We start from the raw sequence: 17,844 nt of genomic DNA, 5'->3' as shown, positions 1-17,844 counted from the left end.
ATTATCCTGCCGCCACTTGCTCTTGCTCTATTCCCACTACTTTTTATTTCAGTTGGGCTAACCTCCTTCTTGGGTCATGAATTTAGAATGAGGGAGCAACGAGGTCGCGTATAACAAGCGACTGTGGTATCAACCTCCCCAAATTTAAGTTGCACACCACGCTTGTTTTTCTCGAATCATCGCATTCAGAATGGTAATGAATTTCCGTATACACGCGGTCAAGGCAACTTTCTTGTGCTTCCCTTTAGCCACTAAATTTTTGTAGAAAGCCTTGATCGCTGGGTTACATTGAGTTGCGCTCAGTGTCGCCATATATAGCGTTGTACGGACCGAAGCTCGGCCTCCCTGAATTCGTCGTTTCCCACGCATCTTTCCGCTATCACGATTGATCGGTGCCACCCCGACGAGCGCAGATGCCTGTTTATTCGTCAGGCTGCCAAGTTCTGGCATGTCGGCTAACAGGGTAAACGCAAGCGTTTTCCCGACGCCAGGTGCGGACTCCAGAATGTCTCGCTTCTCTGACCATTCCGACTCCGCTTCGACAAGCTTCTCAAGCCGCTTTTCGACCCAAGCAATCTCAACATCAAAGTACTTTATCAGTCGGCGGCAGGGACGCTTGATCCCACCGTCCATAATGTGTCGACGATTGATTTCTTGAGTCCGAAGACTCAGTATCTGACGACGCCCGGCAAGTAAGTCTTTGATCGCTATAAGATTTTTACTTTTTTCAGGCGTCACGCGAGGCCTGATTACTGCCGCATACTCTGCAATTACCTGAGCGTCAATACGATCTGTCTTCGCCAGTTGCTCTATAGCGCCAGCATACTTCCTGACTGAAGTGGGCTTCGCCACACATACCGGTAAGCCCTTAGCATAGGCCGCTTCCGCCAGCGCGAATTCATATCTGCCGGTCGCTTCCATAACGATTCGTTCAACGTGATATCGTGAAAGACGGTTCATTATTGAACGTATGCCTTCTGGCGTGTTCCCCACCTGCCATACCAGACCCTTCTCGTGGATACAGATATCCAAACTCCACTTCCCAACATCGACACCGACATTAACCCTGGACTTCGTTAGCTTTTGGTTTGTCATGATGACTCTTCCTTGCTAAATTCGGGCTCGAGGCCCATTCGACTGTTCGAGTTTTTAAATCGGGTCGGCCCGACGCCCACGCTTGTTAACGGTCTTTAGACCTATCGCTCATCGGGCTGCCGGGCCGGTAACTTATAGCGGTAAGTTACGGGTCTCACCTTACCGAATATTTGGGGAATTAGGCCATACAAGGCGCTGTAGAGCGACGGCCAACTTTGTGCACTTTATGCGCGGTCGCTTCGCTCCTATTTTCGCGCATAAAGCGCACAAGGTTGGCCGCGGCTGAGCGCGGCGTTAAGTGAGTAAAGGAGTACCGATGAAGTCATTTATATTTAATCTGGCCGGCCTTCTTGGCTCTTGGCAATTTATTGAGCTTTCTTCTGAAGATTCACTCAATTCAGTCCTTGCACCTATCGTTTTTGGCGGCTTTCTCATATCTAGTATTCTTTGGTTCATTGTTAAATTTGGTGTGAATCAGCGAACCAATGGCGGAGCATATTTTGGGGGAGATGCCGGTGGTCATGGCGGTGGCGGTGACTGCGGAGGTGGGGGAGATGGCGGGTGCTAGCCCCCACTTAACAATCACGGGCATTGATGCTGCGGCCCTCCGGGCCTCCGCGGGGCGTTACGTGTCACGGAAGCATCGATGAAGAATTATAAGTTTGAATTATTCGCAGACTACTTTCAGGTTTACCTCATGGATACTGAGGCAGATGACGATATTTCTGAAGTATGGACTGAAGAGGCACTTGATCTAAAATTAGGTGCGCTACCAAATACTCTTGCAATTGGGACATTCCGTAATGTTGATGTGCCAGTTGAGGTAGAAATCCGCGATAGTGAACCATATGTCGATCTCGAAGAGTGGGATCATGCTTCTAAGGGGCACGTCACTATTAAGTCTGGTAGGTGCGTAGTATTCTGTTGCACAGATTTTCTACCTGATGCGCAAAGATTGAAATATCACCAGGCGAGTATGCAGTACTATCTCTAGCTAAAGGGCTTGATTCATTAACCGAGGAATGGGAAGACGCAGATGATATTTATAGAGTCATTCTTTAGCCCTCATCAAGCAAAGATTACAAAGCACTAAAGAGCTATGAAAATACGTGACGAGGTTATCAACTTCGCGCCTTCGGCGCCGGACGCAGAAAAGCTGCGCCGGTTGCAGCGGCGTTAGCGAGCCGAGTTAGAAACTATGAAGATATTTATAATAATTGTTACCGCACTCGTATCTGCATGTAGTGGTATTACCTTTAATGCCAATCTAGGGCCATACACAAAAAATAAAGTAAAGACGATAATCGTAGAAGAATTCTCTCCGGCGGAGATCTCAAGGTACGATGCCATAACCCTAGGTATTGTCGAGGCTTCTTACTGCCAAGAGCGCCTAGATCAACCAAAACCAAGTAAGCGTGCTTTGGTGAATGATCTAAAAGTCAAAACGCACAGTTTAGGTGGTAACGGAGTTGTCCTAGAGGTATGTGGAAACGCAGTAAGTGGAATGTGTACTCAATACTTGGAATGTCGGGGTGTCGCGTACTCTGTACCACAACGGCAGAGCAGGCCATAACAAGCGCTGCAGGCCGAGAGCTGACTTTTTGCTTTGAGCGCAGCGTCATACGAAAACGGAATTCGAGGATGTGGTTAATTTTCTTTGTGTTGGTGATAGTGTCTTGGACTATTAGCACGATCGTAGTTCTAAAGCTAAAAGAACGCTGCCCTAAAGCATATAAAGATGCGGGTTGTAGTGGCACACTCAATTTGGCCACCTGACTAGGGTTCGGAAACGGTTATCGGCCTTTAGTCTCTATTTCCGCCAGCATCAATTTCCGAATCACCGGCACCGGGGCATTGCCGAAGCTAAGAAACTTCTCGTGAAACTGCTTGAGGTCAAACTGGTCGCCCAGTTTTTTCTTGATTTCATCCCTTAGCTCAATGATGTCCATATAGCCGGCAAAATAACTGGTGAGCTGTACCTGACTCAACGTGGCGCGGCGCCATTTCCCCAGCGCTTCTGTCTTCTGCTGAAAACCCTGGTCCATCAGCAGGTACATGGCTGCGGGTTCTTGCATGCCCTTCACCTGGATCGAGTAATCAAGCAGGGTATTGATCACCGTGCGCAGGTTCCATTTGTAATACATCATCCAAAGTTCCGGTGAAAAATTCCCGTAGCCGGCCTCCAGCATCATGCGCTCTGCATACACCGCCCATCCTTCGATCATGGCGCCATTCCCGAGAATCGTCTTGATGAGACTGGGGGATTTATTGGCGTAGACCAGCTGGGTGTAGTGACCGGGGATCGCCTCGTGGATGTTGAGGATCTGCATCAGGTAGGTGTTGTATTCGCGCAGGAAGCTCTCTGCACGTTCGTCGGTGAGGCCATCCAGTGGCATCACGTTGTAGTAGGTGTTGGCACTTTTGTCGTAGGGCCCCGGTGCATTGATGGATGCCACCGCAAAGCCTCGCAAATATGGTGGAGTGGTGCGGACTACCAGCGGCTTGTCCGGGTCCAGGGTCAGCAGGTCTTTTTCGTTGACGAAGGCCACCAGTTCCGGAATTTGCGCTTCTACAGAGGCCTTAAAGTTCTCTCTGCTGGCATGGTGTTCCGACAGTTTGTCCAGTACACGGGCTATTTTTTCCAGGATATCTTTCGGGCGTGATTCGCCGGGAAAATATTTGGGCCAGAGCTGATCTGCCAGCTCGTCCATTTTCAGGTGCAGGCGGTCCTTCTCCCTCAGTGCCCGCTCATAGAGCTCCCGGCCGCTCATGCCGATCTGGATGTCGTACGCGAATTTCTCTTCGTACTGTTTTTCGCCAATCCGGAAGTTGCGGAAGCTGTCTGCTTTTTCCATGGTGGCGTGCAGTGTCTGCAGGTAGGCCACATATTCCTGAATGGCTTTGCGGCTGGCTTCAAGCCTGTCCTGGAACAGTTGTTTTTCGTTGTCGGAAAGACCGCTGTTCTGCACTTTGGTTTCCAGTTCCTCGCCGAATACGGACAGGGCCCCTTCGTTCTGCTGGATTGCGAGCATCAGCTGCGGTGCTGGCGGATTCTGTAGGGATTTTTCCGCGGCAGAATAGTACGCAGGAATCGATTGCATACGGTTGTTGAAGGTGCGAAGCCGCTCTTCCAGCGGCGCGTAGTCAGTGTTGAGGATCAGGGCAAAACCCTGGGAGACGTTGTAATTCGCCGGGTTCCATTCGTAAGATTTGAACTCGGTGAGATCCCAGATGGTTTTATCCAGGAAGTTGTTGATGAGGGCCAGGTCTGAGCGCGCACCGGAATCCATTTTTTGCGGGTGTAGGCGCGCAAATCGATTGCGGTAGTCACGGGCAAAACTGAGAACTTTCTTGCGATAATGGGCGTCCGGGATTTCCAGTAACTCTGCGACCTGATAATACCCGTTCTCTATAGCCCAGGACGGAAACAGGTGCCACATGCGCTCGACCATCTGGTTGCTGAGGCTCTCGAACGTCTGTTGTGTTTTGGTGTCCTTGCCTCTGTGGGGAGATGCATCCGTTGTGTTTGCGGAAGCGGTAGGCGCATCGCTGGCACTGGAAGTTTCTACTGCCGCAGATTTTTCCGTGCGCACGTCTTTTTCACTGCAGCCGCAAAGTGTACTGATCAGTGCCAGGGCAGTTATCAGGTATTTCATTGGTTTCTCGAATTTTTCTCGCAATCAGCCCAAAAATTAGCACAGTCCTCTTATAGTTATCCTCCGATCCGGCATTTATTTTGTGTGATCCAGGTCGCCTTGTTTCACATCTGGTGGGCGGCTAAAGTGGCAAAAAACGAATTTGTGGCCGAGTGCCGGGATTCATCTCTTTCAACTTAGTATTCTTCCCGCAATAAAGGAGTCAGGTATGACCGAACTCGCAGCACAGGCCTGTGAGGCCTGCAGAGCCGATGCGCCACTGGTGTCCGATGATGAACTTGCTGAACTGCTCCGGGAAATACCGGACTGGACCCCGATTGCCCGTGACGGTGTGATGCAACTGGAGCGTGTGTTCAAGTTTCGCAACTTCAAGCAGGCGTTAGCGTTTACCAACCGCGTAGGCGAGATAGCGGAAGAGGTAGGCCATCATCCGGCGCTGTTGACCGAATGGGGCAAGGTAACGGTTACCTGGTGGAGTCACGAGGCAGGCGGTCTGCACAAGAATGATTTTATTATGGCGGCGCGCACTGACAAGCAGTTGGATGCAGACTAGAGGCTGCTGCAATCGTTGCAACGGTCTCTGACAAGTGAACGGCACCGGCGTTGGCAGTATGCAATAAGCCGCCGGTATCCGCTTTTTTCGGAAATACGGCCATCAGGGCGGTGTGACGCCGAAGCCGATACTTCCTGGAAGCAATGAGCAGGAGTAGGAGATCAGTATGCTCAAGATGAAAGTTTCCTGTGAGCGGTGCAGTGCCAGACTAGGCCTTTCCGACCACGCCTATATCTGTTCGTTTGAATGCACATTTTGTCCGACGTGCGTCGAAGAACTCAATCAGGTCTGCCCGAATTGCCAGGGTAATCTCGTTCTTCGCCCGTTCCGCCGTACCTCTCCCACGGAAGTGGCGAAAACCGGGTTCAAAGCCAAGCTGGAAAAAATTCTTCCCTGATCCTCTATACCCCCAGAGCGGTTACGGGGTTGTCGGCTTCCGGGCCCATAGCAGGAATTCCCGGTTGCCATCACCGCCTTTGATCGGGCTTTCGATATAGTCTTTTATCTCGAGGCCCAGGTCTTCACAAAGCGCGTATATCTTTTCCTGAACACCCTGATACAGAGCCGGGTCGCGCACCAATCCGCCCTTGCCGATATTTTCAGGGCCCACTTCAAACTGCGGTTTGACAAGGCTGAGCAGGTGGCCGCCACTTTTCAGCAGGGGAGGCAGCTGCGGTAGTATCAGCGTCTGGGAAATGAACGATACGTCCATCACCACTGCGTCAAACCCACCGTCGGCAAAAGGGGACAACTGGTCGGCGGTCAGGTAGCGGGCGTTGATCCCCTCAAATAAATGCATGCGCGGGTGTGCACGCAGAGGCTCTGCCAATTGGTCGCGCCCGACATCTACACCCACCACCTGTTCCGCGCCACGCTGTAACAAGCAGTCGCTGAAGCCCCCTGTGGAGCAGCCCACGTCCAGCGCATGCCAGCCCCTGGGGTTGAGGCCGGTGTGGTCGAGAATCCCCGCCAGTTTGAGTCCGGCGCGCGAGACGTACTGGTCTTCGGGCAGAGGCTCCACTTTAAGCTGGATGTCTTCGCTGAGTGACTGGCTGGCCTTGGTCGCCGGTCGCCAGCTGTGCCCGTCGGACTGCATTACCCTGCCGGCGTCGATAAGCTTGCGGGCGTGGGTGCGGGAGCTGGCGAGTTGCCGCTGGACTAACAACAGGTCGAGACGGGTCATGTGTGGCACTATAGTTTTTCGGTTGGCAGTTTTTCGGTTGAAGTTTGCTGTCAGGCAGGTGAAAGCGGGTGCATGCTACCTTCCGGCGTAAGTACTGGGAAGTTCCAGGGGGATGTTTGCAGTAGTGGCTTGCCGGTCGCAATGTGTTGAAATTACAGGGAATGGGTTCAATCTGCCGTCGTTATAGCCAGAGTGAATAGAGGGAGAGAGTATTAGATGGCAAAGAATGTTCTGAGCAAGTTCAGAATTCGCAAGGGCAACGTATTTGAAGCGCCTTTGGAGAATGCGTTGGGTCGACTCGTCACTCCATTTGAAGAGTTTATTCACCGCCAGAGCAGCAGTGGTCTGCTGCTTATGGCCTGTGCGCTTATCGCGCTGGTGATTGCCAACTCCCCATGGCAGGAGGCCTACAAGCACCTGCTGCACCTGCCGGTCAGTTACAATTTTGGTGACTGGTCGCTCTCCATGAGCTTCCATCACTGGATCAACGACGGTCTGATGGCCATCTTCTTCCTGTTGGTTGGGCTGGAGTTGAAACGGGAGTTTCTCGTCGGCGAGCTTGCAGAACTGAAGCAGGCAGTATTGCCGGTGATGGCGGCGATTGGCGGTATGGTGGTGCCCGCGCTGATTTTCTACCTCTTCAATGGCGATACGCCGTCGGAGCGTGGCTGGGGTATACCCATGGCCACAGATATCGCCTTTGCGGTCGGCTGTATCGCCATTCTCGGCAACCGGGTGCCGCGGGCGGTGGTGACTTTTCTGGTGGCGCTCGCCATCGTCGACGACCTCGGTGCGATTATGGTGATTGCAATCTGGTACACCGAGAGCGTCAACACCAATGCGCTGATCGCTGCGGTTATCCTGGTGGGGGTGTTGTGGCTGCTGAAATTTGCCGGCGTGCGTCGCCTGGCCGGCTACCTGTTTGTGGGGGTATTGCTGTGGTACGCACTCTACCGGACCGGTGTGCACGCAACCCTCGCCGGCGTGATTACGGCGATGGCGATCCCTGCGCGTCCCAAATACGATCCTGTGGCATTCAGTACCTTTGTTAAGGACATTATTCGCAGCTTTGATCGATGCTTTCGTCCCGGGGACAAGATTATCGCCAACGATGCTCTGCTGACGCGGGTGACCGCGCTGGATAAAGGCGTCCACCTGGTGCAGTCCCCGTTGCAGCGTATGGAAACCCGTCTGCATACACCCGTGGCCTTTATCGTGGTGCCGATTTTTGCCCTGGCCAATGCGGGTATTCCCATCGACAGTTTTACTAACCCGACTGCGGTGCTCAATCCGCTGACGTTGGGTGTGATCTGTGGTCTGGTAATCGGGAAATTAATCGGAATCGTGGGCGCGACCTGGATTGGCTGGAAGCTGGGGCTTGGGGATTTACCCAGGTCGGCGACCTTCCATCACATCATCGGTGTCGCGCTGTTGGGAGGGATCGGCTTTACCATGTCGATTTTTATTTCGGAGCTGGCGTTTGCCGGTAACCCGGAAATGCTGATCCAGGCCAAGGCTGGGGTGCTGCTGGCCTCTCTGATCGCGGGCATCGCTGGTTTTCTGGTATTGCGGCGCGCGCCCATCGAGCAGTCGACCCAGAAGGACGATCAGGGGCATGAAGGGACGCTGGAAGTGCCGATTCAAATGGAAGACAAGCAAAAGTAATCGAGAGCGACGGCGGTAGCGGGTTGCGGCCATCTCAGGGGGGCAGCGCAAGCCAGCCAATTATTGCCAGCGACAACCAGGCGATCACCGCGCAGCCAAGCTGCCAGTTGCGCGGTGTTTTAGCGAGAATCCCCGAGCCGTAAATTACGCCGACACAGAGTCCCAGCATCAGCATACTGGTTTGGCCGGTGCTGGGCGGCATGTCGTTCCTGTAGAGCAACAGAGGCCAGAAGGTGATGGCCAGACTTGCGAGTAGCGAAGCGGCAAAGGTTACCACTCTCAGGGCTTGCATGTAGTGTGACGAGGTCGGAGTTGAAGTCATCGTTGATGGAGAAGTTGGGGGTGAGGGCGTGGCAGTTGTCGACACCCCGCCGCCCGCTTTACTACCGATCGAATTCGGCTTCATTGCGGTCCATGTTCTCGGTGACTTCAAGCCACAGGGCGTTGACCACGCCAAACATACAGGCGAGAAGAACGCCGAGTATCCAGGTGAAATACCACATATGGTTCTCCGTTGTTTTTTCCGTTTTGTTACTTTCCGTTTTGTTACTTTCTTCGGCGCTTCCTGCGGATTTTTTCCAGATCACCTTGCCTAGTAACTGCTGTGCGAGTTTTCTTCGATATATTCCCGGGTCACGCGGCCAAACATTTTGCGGTAACACCACAGGGTGTATAGCAAAATGATGGGGACGAATATCACCGCGGCAGCGAACATCAGCCCCAGTGTCAGTTCGCTGGAGGTCGCGTCCCACAGGGTGAGGCTTATGTCTGGGTTCCGGGAAGAGGGCATGACGAAGGGGAACAGGGCGATACCTGCCGTCAGGATTATCGTGGTTACCGTCAGTGAGCTGGTGAGGAACGTCAGCGGGCTCTCACCGCGGGACAGCAACCAGGTGGCAGCGGCCATCAGGATACTCAGCAGCGGGATGGCCCACAGCAGAGGGTAGTGCTGGAAGTTGTCCTGCCAGCCGCCATTGCCATAGGTGACGGTTTTCATCAGCGGCGTGAGTTTATCCCCCAGAGGCTTGATATCGGTGATTTGCATACCGTCGATGCCGAGCAGCAGCCAGATACCGGCGAGAATAAACAGCCCTATTACCGCCAGCGCGCAAAGTTGCGTGGCCCTTTGGGCGCGCAGTAGCAACAGGCCCTGGGTTTTCAGTTGCAACCAGGCGCCCCCCTGCATGGCGATCATGGCCACGGACAACAGTCCGCAGATCAACGCAAAAGGTTTCAGCAGTGCCCAGAAAGAGCCGTGATAGCTGGCGCGCAACAGATCGTCCAGTTCAAACGGCAGCCCCAGCATCAGGTTGCCGAAGGCCACACCGAAAATCAGTGCGGGGACCAAACCGCCAATTGTCAGTCCCCAGTCCCACAGGTTGCGCCAGCGAGGGTCATCGATTTTTGATCGGTAATCAAAACCTACCGGGCGAAAAAACAGCGCGCACAGGGTGATGATCAGGGCGGCGTAGAGCCCGGAAAATGCTGCGGCGTAGACCATTGGCCAGGCGGCAAAAATTGCACCACCGGCGGTGACAAACCATACCTGGTTACCTTCCCAGTGCGGGCCTACGGTATTGATCATAATACGCCGGTCCATGTCGGTTTTGCCGATCATGCGCAGCAGTATACCGACGCCCATATCGAAACCGTCGGTGATGGCAAAACCAATTAGCAGTACACCAATAAGGATCCACCAGATGAATTTCAGCGTTTCATAATCCATTGCGCGTGTCCTTCCGGGTCAGGCCTGAGCCGACGGTTTCGGTGGTGTCAGTTCGAAATGATATTTACCGGTGCCGAGACTGGAGGGGCCCAGCCGGGTAAAACGCAGCATCAGGTAAACCTCGACCACCGCCAGTGCTGTGTAGAAGAGGATGATGGCGGTGAGACTGCCAATGACCTCGCCGCGGGTGATTGAGGATGCCGACATATAGGTCGGCAACACCTCGGCAATGGACCAGGGCTGGCGTCCGTACTCGGCGACGATCCAGCCACACTCGGCGGCGATCCAGGGAAGCGGGAGTGACCAGAGACAGGCGTAAAGCACCGCGCGGTTGCCGGCGCTGCGATGTCGGGCGGACTGAATAAAGGCGGCCAGGAACACGAACAGCATGATAAACCCTGACCCCACCATAATGCGGAAGGTCCAGAACAGCGGTGCGACTCTCGGGATTGAATGTTCCGTGGCGAGTTTGATCTGCTCTTCCGTGGCGTCGGTGATATTTTCGGTATAGCGACGAAGTAATAGGCCGTAACCCAGGTCATATTGCAAATCGGCAAAGGCGTTGCGGGTTTCCTGGCTGGTGTCGCCGCTGCGCAGTTTTTGTAACAGGGCGTAGGCCTCCTGCCCGCGTCGGATGCGCTGTTCATTTTCTGGAAGTATGCGGTCAAATCCAGCGACCTCTTCGTTGATCGAACGGGTGGCGATGATACCGAGAGCCCACGGGATTTTTATTTCGAAGTGATTTTTTTTCTGCTCCTGGTCCGGAATCGCAAACAGCGTAAATCCTGCGGGCGGCTTCTGGGTTTCCCATTCTGCTTCCACCGCAGCCAGTTTCACTTTTTGTACGTCACCTACGGTGTATCCACTTTCATCCCCGAGCACGATAACCGACAGAATGGATGCCAGGCCAAAACTGGCGGCGATGGCAAAAGAGCGTCGGGCGAAAGGGATATCGCGTTTTTTCAGTAGATAGTAGGAAGACACGCTGAGTACAAACATTGCACCGGTCACGTAACCAGCGGCGACCGTATGCACAAATTTCACCTGCGCCACCGGGTTAAACAGGACGTCGCTGAAACTGGAGAGCTCCATGCGCATGGAGTCAAAATTGAACTCTGCGCCAATGGGGTTCTGCATCCAGCCATTGGCGATCAGAATCCACAGGGCCGACAGATTGGAGCCGACGGCAACCAGCCAGGTGCAGACCAGATGCTGGACTTTGGTGAGTCTGTCCCAGCCAAAGAAAAACAGACCGATAAAGGTAGACTCGAGGAAAAATGCCATCAGTCCTTCAATGGCCAGGGGCACACCGAAGATGTCGCCGACATAGTGGGAGTAGTAACTCCAGTTGGTGCCGAACTGGAATTCCATGGTTAGCCCGGTGGTTACACCGAGGGCGAAGTTGATGCCGAACAGCTTGCCCCAGAATTTGGTCATGTCCTTGTAAATGGCTTTGCCGGTCAGGACGTAACAGGACTCCATGATTGCCAGCAAAAATGAAAGGCCCAGGGTGAGGGGGACAAACAGAAAGTGATACAGCGCGGTCAGGGCAAACTGGAGTCGGGATAAGTCGACTACGGCTTCATCGATCACTTAACGCTCCTTGTGTTCGCGCTGGGGCTCGTAGGGTTGCGGGTGAGTAATAGTGGGGAGCGGCGGATTCTCGGGGAAAAAACGTTTGGGGACAGGCTCCGTGCGTTCCGGGTCCGGGCTGAAGTAGTGAATCTTGATCAGGGTAATCAGAATGAGCTTGATGATCAGAGCCGCGCCCAGTTCGATCAGCAGGCGACGGTCGGAAAGCGTCATATTGAGTCCGCTCGGTTAACCACGAAAAGAGGCGCCACCGGAGCGTAAGTCTAGCAGCGACAAAACCACCCACCGGCGGCGGAGGGCAATTTGGCGGGGAGGTCCAGGTTTTGACGCGGGAATGATGGTATTTGTCGATCCTGTGCTAGTATCGAGGACCTCCGTTTTTGGTAAGTCCAAAAATGGGGAAAAATAATAATTGGCCTACCATCTGTTGTAGGGGAGGGCATTCAATGTTTGAATTTGACGAGCACAAAATTGCGCCCGCTGGGCTGCGTTGGAAACTGCTGGTTCACTGGGGCGCTTTACCGGTAATCACCTTGTTGGTCGTGCTGCTGGTGCTGCCATCGATTTCACGAACTGGTGCACAAGTACCGTTAGTGGCGGATGCCATTTCCGCTGAGGGCTCTTTATCCGCTGAGGGCTCTTCTCCCGCTGAGGGCTCATTCCCCGTCGATGCCACTTTCCCGGTTGATGACTCCTTCAACATTGACGCCGCGTTTGCAAAGGCCCGCAAGGAATATCCGGATATCACCGTTGCCAAGGTGGCTGCGGCTGCAGAACTTGTCGTAAAGCGGGATGTTGTTTATCGGCAGCTTGGAGATCGCGAGCTGCATCTGGACCTATTTTACCCCCGGCCGGGGGCTGAACAGGACCTGCGCCCGGCAGTGCTGCTGGTTCATGGTGGCGGCTGGCGGTCTGGCAATCGCACCCTGCAGGAACCCCTGGCCACTTACCTGGCTAACCGCGGATTTGTGGCGGCCACGGTGGAGTACCGGCTTTCGCTGGAGGCCCGCTATCCTGCGGGCGTACAGGACGTGAAAGCGGCACTGGGGTGGTTGCGGGACCACGCCGGGGAATACGGGATGGATCCCCGGCGCGTCGCCATCGTGGGGGCATCTTCTGGTGCTCAAATGGCAACACTGGTGGGGGTGACACCGGGGCTCGACGTATTCGAAACGGCGGCCTCTGCCGGCAAAGATTCCGTTCAGGCGATTGTGAACCTGGATGGCGTGGTGAGTTTCACCACACCCATGGCCCTGAAATATGAAAACGATCCGCGCAAAAACCCCTCTGCGGCGGGTGCCTGGTTTGGCGGTCGCTTTGAGGATGTTCCAGCGCTCTGGCGCGAAGCCTCGCCGCTGGAGTACGCCGGCGCCGGTTCGCCGCCGACCCTGTTCATCAACAGCAGCAGGCCCCGGTTCCACGCCGGCCGCGATGAGTATATCGAGCGGCTTGCCGCTGCCGGGATCTTTAGCGAAGTGATGACCCACGACGACTCCCCGCATCCATACTGGCTGTTTGAACCCTGGTTTTCACCTTCCGCAGAAAAGGCGACGGAGTTTCTGCAGCGGACGCTCGAGAGGGCTCGTGAGCAGACGTAAATAACAGTCGCTAACCCGGGATTTTGCTGGATATACTCCCGCAAATATTCGGATCATATCGGGCGTCGCCGTCCCGATATGGCCAGTTCCTGAATTCGTGGGGAGTCCCGGGTCAATGCAACAGGCTGAACAATTTATCGACCTGCTCAAACTGCTGGTGCGTAGTCCCAGTGTCGTCGGTGCCGAGCACTCATTTTTTCGCGTGCTGCAGCGCGAGCTGGAAGAGCGTGGTGCCCACGTCACCTGGTATGAGGGGTTGCTGGTGGCTCAGGGACAGCGCCCTCACACTGCCAAGTTCTCCGCCCATATCGACCGCCACGGCCTGATCTGCACGGGCCCGAACGAATTCCAGTACGCCGCTTTCGTTTCCGGGCGTCGCTCCGACCTGTTGGGCAACTCAGTCTCCGAAAAGCTGATGACCAAAATCGTAGACCGCTTCCAGGGCGTGGCCGTGACCGCCTACGAGCCCTGGTCCGGGTCTTATTTCGGTTCCGGGGTGATCCGCCGGGCCTACGTATGCGGCTATCGCAACAACCTCATCTTTGAAGTGGCGGGGCTCGAGCACGTGGTGGCGGGTACCCCGGTCGCTTTCACCGATCGGCTGAAACTGTCTGACGGCATATTGAGTGCCCAGCTGGACAATGTCCTCACCGCTGCCCACCTGGTTCACCTGTATGCGTTGGGATTTCAGGGCACAGCCTTCTTTACTGCCCAGGAAGAGTCCGGCAGTAGCTGGCGCTACCTGCTGGAATGGTTCCGCCGCTTTAACGGCGGTACTGAAAAATTGATCGTAGTGGATACCAGTCCCTATCCCGATCGCGCCAGTGCCGATGCGCAGAAAGTGGTATTGCGCCGGCGGGACGCGAATGCAAATTTCCACCCGCAAACCACCGAGCGCCTGGCGGCGCTATGCGAGTCGCTGGATATTTCCTTCAGCTACAAAGACAGCTATATCGAGGTGCAGAACAGCAAGGCGATCGCCGAAGGGCAGGAGCCGCAGTCCCTCGGTAGTACCGAGTTGGGGCGGATTGTCGCCGCTTCATCCGGGTTTGTGCAGGGTACTACTTTGCAGATCCCCACCACCGGTTATCACACCATGCAGGAGTCCGCCTCACTGGAAGCCAACAGTGCATTCAGCGACCTGCTGGTGGCGATTGCCGCCGATAGCTGATGCTCAGAACTCATCGCTGACCTGATAGCGGTTACAGCGGTTGTTACAGTAGGGGCTGTCTGAACGAATCGCGCCGCTCTCCGGGTGTACCAGCAACTGGCGTTTTTTGTTGCCGTGGTACGCCACCACATTCCAGTAGCCATTGCGGAAGTACATACTGCCGAAGGAGTGGAAGCCCAGCTGCTGCAGGCGGACTCTCACCGCGCCGGCACTGAGGGCAACTTCCGACGGGGTGTCGCCATCCAGATCCGGGCCATACAGGTGTGGCGGTATCTGTGGCTGCGGGGAGCCGGAAAACTGGAAATCGTTGGCGGAGAATGGTCCTGGTTGCTGGGCCCTGGTAGTGGCGCTAAAGGCCAGCAGCAGCGCCATGGCCAGAAGTGTGGCTGCAAGACCCGTGACCGAAACCAACTTCGGAGCCAGCACAACTGGCCGGCCTGTCTTTCGAGTGGCAAAAAGCATGGATTTCCCCAAATTGCCCTTATCCAAGAATTTCTAAGATGGCGTGGGGCGATTCCCAAGTGCTGAATGCGCCGAAGTGAATGATGACTGAGATGTCTGCAGAGCCGTGGAATGACCGGTCACTGACTGGCTGGTAGAATGGCGCGCTGTTTATCATTTAAATGAAAATGGCGCCAACCATGACCATAAAGACTTTCTGTCGACGCCTCGGTGCGGCACTGCTCGGATTTGCCGGCAGTACCGGCGCTCTCGCCGCGGACCCCCTCAATGTCACCGGTGACAAGTTCCGCCAGCTGGAAGAACTGCTGCCTACCCCAAACACCTACCGCGCCGCCTCCGGTGCCCCGGGTCACGCCTACTGGCAGCAGCAGGCCGACTACGACATCAAGGTCTCCCTGGATGACGACAAGCAGCGTATCACCGCGTCCGAAGTCATCACCTATCAGAACAACTCCCCGGATACCCTGCGCTATCTGTGGCTGCAGCTGGACCAGAATCGCTTCAAGCCCGGTTCCGCGGGTAACCTGGCTGCGCCGGTGGATGTACAGTCCATCGCGCCGGACACCATTCCGTTTGGCAGCTTCCGCCGTGAAGTAGTCTCCGCAGAGTTCGACGGCGGCTACAAGATCACCAAAGTGGCCGATACCGGCGGCCGCGACCTGCGCCACACCATTGTTGATACCGGCATGCGCATCGATTTGCCGCAGCCGCTGAAGTCCGGCGACAAGGTGAGCTTCCGGGTGGACTGGGAATACAACATCATCGAGCAGAAGGCCCTCGGCGGTCGATCCGGTTACGAGTATTTCGAGCGCGATGGCAACTACCTGTACGAGATCGCCCAGTGGTTCCCGCGCATGGCGGCCTACAACGATGTAAGTGGCTGGCAGAACAAGCAGTTCCTCGGTCGCGGCGAATTCGCACTGGAATTCGGTGACTACCGTGTGGCCATCGAGGTGCCGGCGGATCATATCGTCGCTTCCACAGGTGTACTGCAGAACCCCGGTGATGTACTGAACCGAGAGCAGCGTGCACGCCTGAAAAAGGCCAGAACCGCGAGCAAGCCGGTGATGATCGTTACCAAGGAAGAGGCGCTGGAAAACGAGAAAGTCAAAGCCAAGGGCCGCAAGACCTGGGTGTTCGAAGCGGAAAACGTGCGCGATTTTTCCTGGGCGTCCTCACGTAAGTTCCTGTGGGATGCTCAGGGCTACAAGAAGGGCGGCACCGACACCATGGCGATGTCCTTCTACCCGGAAGAGGGCACGCCGCTGTGGGACAAGTATTCCACCGCGTCAATCATTCATACCATGGATGTCTACAACCGCTACAGCTTCGACTACCCGTATCCGGTTTCCATTTCCGTAAACGGTCCCGTGGGTGGCATGGAATATCCGATGATCACCTTCAACGGTCCGCGCCCGGAGATCGACGAGGAAGACCGTAGCAAGCGCACCTACTCCCGTCGCACCAAATACGGCCTTATTTCGGTCATCATTCACGAAGTGGGCCACAACTACTACCCGATGATTGTGAACTCCGACGAGCGCCAGTGGACCTGGATGGACGAGGGCCTGAACACCTACGTGCAGTTCCTGGCGGAGCAGGAGTGGGAAGAGAAGTATCCCTCTCGCCGTGGCGATGCACGCAAGATTACCGAGTACATGAAGAGCGAGAACCAGGTTCCGATCATGACCAACTCGGAATCCATCCTGCAGTTTGGTAACAACGCCTACGGCAAGCCGGCCACGGCGCTGAACATCCTGCGTGAGTCCATCATGGGCCGCGAGCTGTTCGACTTCGCTTTCCGTGAATACGCCGAGCGCTGGAAGTTCAAACGCCCGATGCCGGCCGATTTCTTCCGCACCATGGAAGACGCTTCCGGAATGGATCTGGACTGGTTCTGGCGCGGTTGGTTCTACACCACCGATCACGTGGATATCAGCCTGGATCAGGTGCGCCACTACAACGTAGGCACCAAGAACCCGGATATCGAGAACCCGTGGAAGCGAGAAAAATTCGAGCAGGAGCCGGAAACCGTCACCAAGCGCACCAACCGTGCGAACAAGCTGACCCGGATTGTGGACGGCAAGCCGGAACTGTCTGACTTCTACAACGAGCACGATGAGTTCGACGTATCCAACGCTGACCGCAACAGCTACGCCGGAATGCTGGAAGGCCTGGAGGACTGGGAAAAGAACCTGCTCAACGTTGAAAGCAATGTATACGTGCTCGACTTCAGCAATATCGGCGGCCTGGTTATGCCGTTGATCCTGAAACTCGAGTACGAAGATGGCAGCAACGAAGAGCTGCGTATTCCGGCTGAGATCTGGACACGCAATGCCCAGAAAACCTCCAAGATGCTGGTGCGCGGCAAAGACAAGGTGCTGACGTCTGTGGTACTGGACCCCCACTGGGAGACTGCCGATGTGGACGTGGAGAACAACTATTTCCCGCGCCGTATCATCAAGTCCCGTCTGGAGCTGTTCAAAGACGAGAAGTCCCGCAACCTGATGAAGGACTGGGAAGTCGAGCTGAAAGACGAAGACTGATCGGTTTTTCCATCCCGGGGCGGCCATTCTGGCCGCCCCTATCCCGCCTTACACTTTTTCCGTTTTTTGAATGTTCCGATTGCAGAGGTTTTGCCATGCGCGCCGCAACCGCACACTTTTTTAAATTTGCCGTTCTGGCCATGATTATGTCTATGGCCACTCAGGCTCACGCCCATCGCTACCATTTCGGCCTGACCGAGTTGTCGCTCAACCCGCGCACGCAGACGCTGGAGATCAGTCATCGCTTCTTCGTGGCGGATATCGAGCGTGCGCTGCAGTTGAGTGCGAGCAAGGAAATGAAGGATGCGAAGGCGCAGGCGGAGTCTTATGTGAATGAACATTTCCAGATCCAACTGGCAGATGGCTCACTGCTCAAGCCAACGTGGGTTGGTATGGAGTCCGACGTGCACGATGTGTGGATTTACCAGGAAATCCCGCTGGCGGAAGTTGAGGGAAAACAATTTCAGGTACGGCAGTCGATGCTGATGGAAATTGAGCGGGACCAGGTCAATACCCTGAACCTGACCCGGGACGGCAAAACCGAGAGTTTTACCCTCAAGCCGGGCGCGAGTCAGGTTTCCATTCAGCTGTGATAC

At 55.1% G+C, this 17,844-nt stretch carries 18 protein-coding genes; 9 read left to right on the top strand and 9 right to left on the bottom strand.

Annotated elements, in window-relative coordinates; translation table 11 throughout:
- Positions 1-144: 144 nt before the first annotated feature.
- Positions 145-1,095, bottom strand: coding sequence for an IS110 family RNA-guided transposase (locus PVT68_RS05165; RefSeq protein WP_280321585.1), 951 nt, complete (start codon positions 1,093-1,095; stop codon positions 145-147).
- A gap of 316 nt (positions 1,096-1,411) precedes the next feature.
- On the opposite strand from PVT68_RS05165, the gene PVT68_RS05160 reads away from it, so the two are divergent.
- Both PVT68_RS05160 and PVT68_RS05155 read left to right on the top strand, forming a co-directional pair.
- Positions 1,412-1,663, top strand: coding sequence for a hypothetical protein (locus PVT68_RS05160; RefSeq protein WP_280321584.1), 252 nt, complete (start codon positions 1,412-1,414; stop codon positions 1,661-1,663).
- 78 nt (positions 1,664-1,741) lie between these two features.
- Entirely contained in the window at positions 1,742-2,089 is a 348-nt protein-coding gene (locus PVT68_RS05155) for a hypothetical protein (RefSeq protein ID WP_280321583.1), read from the top strand.
- Positions 2,090-2,888: 799 nt separating this feature from the next.
- On the opposite strand, the gene PVT68_RS05150 is transcribed toward PVT68_RS05155, so the two are convergent.
- Positions 2,889-4,751, bottom strand: a complete 1,863-nt coding sequence (locus PVT68_RS05150; RefSeq protein WP_280321582.1) for a DUF885 domain-containing protein — start codon at positions 4,749-4,751, stop codon at positions 2,889-2,891.
- Positions 4,752-4,959: 208 nt separating this feature from the next.
- Here PVT68_RS05150 and PVT68_RS05145 point away from each other — a divergent pair, with 208 nt between their 5' ends.
- Positions 4,960-5,304: a 4a-hydroxytetrahydrobiopterin dehydratase gene (locus tag PVT68_RS05145; RefSeq protein ID WP_280321581.1), complete on the top strand. Its 345-nt coding sequence runs from the start codon at positions 4,960-4,962 to the stop codon at positions 5,302-5,304.
- A gap of 166 nt (positions 5,305-5,470) precedes the next feature.
- Positions 5,471-5,701, top strand: coding sequence for a DUF1272 domain-containing protein (locus PVT68_RS05140; protein WP_328517462.1), 231 nt, complete (start codon positions 5,471-5,473; stop codon positions 5,699-5,701).
- Between the two features lie 21 nt (positions 5,702-5,722).
- Here the strand turns inward: PVT68_RS05140 and PVT68_RS05135 are convergent, their stop codons facing one another.
- Positions 5,723-6,487, bottom strand: a complete 765-nt coding sequence (locus PVT68_RS05135; protein ID WP_280321580.1) for a TlyA family RNA methyltransferase — start codon at positions 6,485-6,487, stop codon at positions 5,723-5,725.
- A 216-nt stretch (positions 6,488-6,703) separates the two neighbouring features.
- Between PVT68_RS05135 and nhaA the strand changes: the two genes are divergently transcribed.
- Positions 6,704-8,152: a Na+/H+ antiporter NhaA gene (gene nhaA, locus PVT68_RS05130; protein ID WP_280321579.1), complete on the top strand. Its 1,449-nt coding sequence runs from the start codon at positions 6,704-6,706 to the stop codon at positions 8,150-8,152.
- A gap of 34 nt (positions 8,153-8,186) precedes the next feature.
- Here the strand turns inward: nhaA and PVT68_RS05125 are convergent, their stop codons facing one another.
- The 5 genes from PVT68_RS05125 to PVT68_RS05105 form a co-directional block, all read right to left on the bottom strand.
- Positions 8,187-8,444 carry a cyd operon YbgE family protein gene (locus PVT68_RS05125; RefSeq protein ID WP_280321578.1) on the bottom strand — a complete coding sequence of 86 codons (258 nt, stop codon included), beginning with the start codon at positions 8,442-8,444 and terminating at the stop codon, positions 8,187-8,189.
- A gap of 91 nt (positions 8,445-8,535) precedes the next feature.
- A complete protein-coding gene (gene cydX, locus PVT68_RS05120) occupies positions 8,536-8,655 on the bottom strand; it encodes a cytochrome bd-I oxidase subunit CydX (RefSeq protein ID WP_280321577.1) in 120 nt (39 codons plus the stop codon).
- Positions 8,656-8,744: 89 nt separating this feature from the next.
- Positions 8,745-9,878, bottom strand: a complete 1,134-nt coding sequence (cydB, locus tag PVT68_RS05115; RefSeq protein ID WP_280321576.1) for a cytochrome d ubiquinol oxidase subunit II — start codon at positions 9,876-9,878, stop codon at positions 8,745-8,747.
- A gap of 18 nt (positions 9,879-9,896) precedes the next feature.
- The gene (locus tag PVT68_RS05110; RefSeq protein ID WP_280321575.1) at positions 9,897-11,471 is read right to left on the bottom strand and encodes a cytochrome ubiquinol oxidase subunit I; all 1,575 of its coding nucleotides are present in this window, start codon (positions 11,469-11,471) and stop codon (positions 9,897-9,899) included.
- Positions 11,472-11,684 carry a hypothetical protein gene (locus PVT68_RS05105; protein WP_280321574.1) on the bottom strand — a complete coding sequence of 71 codons (213 nt, stop codon included), beginning with the start codon at positions 11,682-11,684 and terminating at the stop codon, positions 11,472-11,474.
- Between the two features lie 233 nt (positions 11,685-11,917).
- Between PVT68_RS05105 and PVT68_RS05100 the strand changes: the two genes are divergently transcribed.
- Positions 11,918-13,069 carry an alpha/beta hydrolase gene (locus PVT68_RS05100; RefSeq protein ID WP_280321573.1) on the top strand — a complete coding sequence of 384 codons (1,152 nt, stop codon included), beginning with the start codon at positions 11,918-11,920 and terminating at the stop codon, positions 13,067-13,069.
- Between the two features lie 115 nt (positions 13,070-13,184).
- Positions 13,185-14,240 (top strand): peptidase M42, encoded by a 1,056-nt coding sequence (locus tag PVT68_RS05095; RefSeq protein ID WP_280321572.1) that lies wholly within the window; start codon positions 13,185-13,187, stop codon positions 14,238-14,240.
- A 3-nt stretch (positions 14,241-14,243) separates the two neighbouring features.
- On the opposite strand, the gene PVT68_RS05090 is transcribed toward PVT68_RS05095, so the two are convergent.
- A complete protein-coding gene (locus PVT68_RS05090; RefSeq protein ID WP_280321571.1) occupies positions 14,244-14,666 on the bottom strand; it encodes a hypothetical protein in 423 nt (140 codons plus the stop codon).
- A gap of 215 nt (positions 14,667-14,881) precedes the next feature.
- Between PVT68_RS05090 and PVT68_RS05085 the strand changes: the two genes are divergently transcribed.
- Together PVT68_RS05085 and PVT68_RS05080 are read left to right on the top strand one after the other, a co-directional pair.
- Positions 14,882-17,248, top strand: coding sequence for a M1 family metallopeptidase (locus tag PVT68_RS05085; protein ID WP_280321570.1), 2,367 nt, complete (start codon positions 14,882-14,884; stop codon positions 17,246-17,248).
- A gap of 95 nt (positions 17,249-17,343) precedes the next feature.
- The gene (locus PVT68_RS05080) at positions 17,344-17,841 is read left to right on the top strand and encodes a DUF6702 family protein (RefSeq protein ID WP_280321569.1); all 498 of its coding nucleotides are present in this window, start codon (positions 17,344-17,346) and stop codon (positions 17,839-17,841) included.
- The last annotated feature ends 3 nt before the right edge of the window (positions 17,842-17,844 follow it).

The organism is Microbulbifer bruguierae (assembly GCF_029869925.1).
Taxonomy (GTDB): domain Bacteria; phylum Pseudomonadota; class Gammaproteobacteria; order Pseudomonadales; family Cellvibrionaceae; genus Microbulbifer; species Microbulbifer bruguierae.
This window is presented reverse-complemented; position numbering and strand designations above follow the sequence as displayed.

Bases quoted from the DNA above. Each gene is read 5' to 3' on its own strand.
- PVT68_RS05165 (WP_280321585.1), bottom strand. From the start codon at position 1,095: ATGACAAACCAAAAGCTAACGAAGTCCAGGGTTAATGTCGGTGTCGAT.
- PVT68_RS05160 (WP_280321584.1), top strand. From the start codon at position 1,412: ATGAAGTCATTTATATTTAATCTGGCCGGCCTTCTTGGCTCTTGGCAA.
- PVT68_RS05155 (WP_280321583.1), top strand. From the start codon at position 1,742: ATGAAGAATTATAAGTTTGAATTATTCGCAGACTACTTTCAGGTTTAC.
- PVT68_RS05150 (WP_280321582.1), bottom strand. From the start codon at position 4,751: ATGAAATACCTGATAACTGCCCTGGCACTGATCAGTACACTTTGCGGC.
- PVT68_RS05145 (WP_280321581.1), top strand. From the start codon at position 4,960: ATGACCGAACTCGCAGCACAGGCCTGTGAGGCCTGCAGAGCCGATGCG.
- PVT68_RS05140 (WP_328517462.1), top strand. From the start codon at position 5,471: ATGCTCAAGATGAAAGTTTCCTGTGAGCGGTGCAGTGCCAGACTAGGC.
- PVT68_RS05135 (WP_280321580.1), bottom strand. From the start codon at position 6,487: ATGACCCGTCTCGACCTGTTGTTAGTCCAGCGGCAACTCGCCAGCTCC.
- nhaA (WP_280321579.1), top strand. From the start codon at position 6,704: ATGGCAAAGAATGTTCTGAGCAAGTTCAGAATTCGCAAGGGCAACGTA.
- PVT68_RS05125 (WP_280321578.1), bottom strand. From the start codon at position 8,444: ATGCAAGCCCTGAGAGTGGTAACCTTTGCCGCTTCGCTACTCGCAAGT.
- cydX (WP_280321577.1), bottom strand. From the start codon at position 8,655: ATGTGGTATTTCACCTGGATACTCGGCGTTCTTCTCGCCTGTATGTTT.
- cydB (WP_280321576.1), bottom strand. From the start codon at position 9,878: ATGGATTATGAAACGCTGAAATTCATCTGGTGGATCCTTATTGGTGTA.
- PVT68_RS05105 (WP_280321574.1), bottom strand. From the start codon at position 11,684: ATGACGCTTTCCGACCGTCGCCTGCTGATCGAACTGGGCGCGGCTCTG.
- PVT68_RS05100 (WP_280321573.1), top strand. From the start codon at position 11,918: ATGTTTGAATTTGACGAGCACAAAATTGCGCCCGCTGGGCTGCGTTGG.
- PVT68_RS05095 (WP_280321572.1), top strand. From the start codon at position 13,185: ATGCAACAGGCTGAACAATTTATCGACCTGCTCAAACTGCTGGTGCGT.
- PVT68_RS05085 (WP_280321570.1), top strand. From the start codon at position 14,882: ATGACCATAAAGACTTTCTGTCGACGCCTCGGTGCGGCACTGCTCGGA.
- PVT68_RS05080 (WP_280321569.1), top strand. From the start codon at position 17,344: ATGCGCGCCGCAACCGCACACTTTTTTAAATTTGCCGTTCTGGCCATG.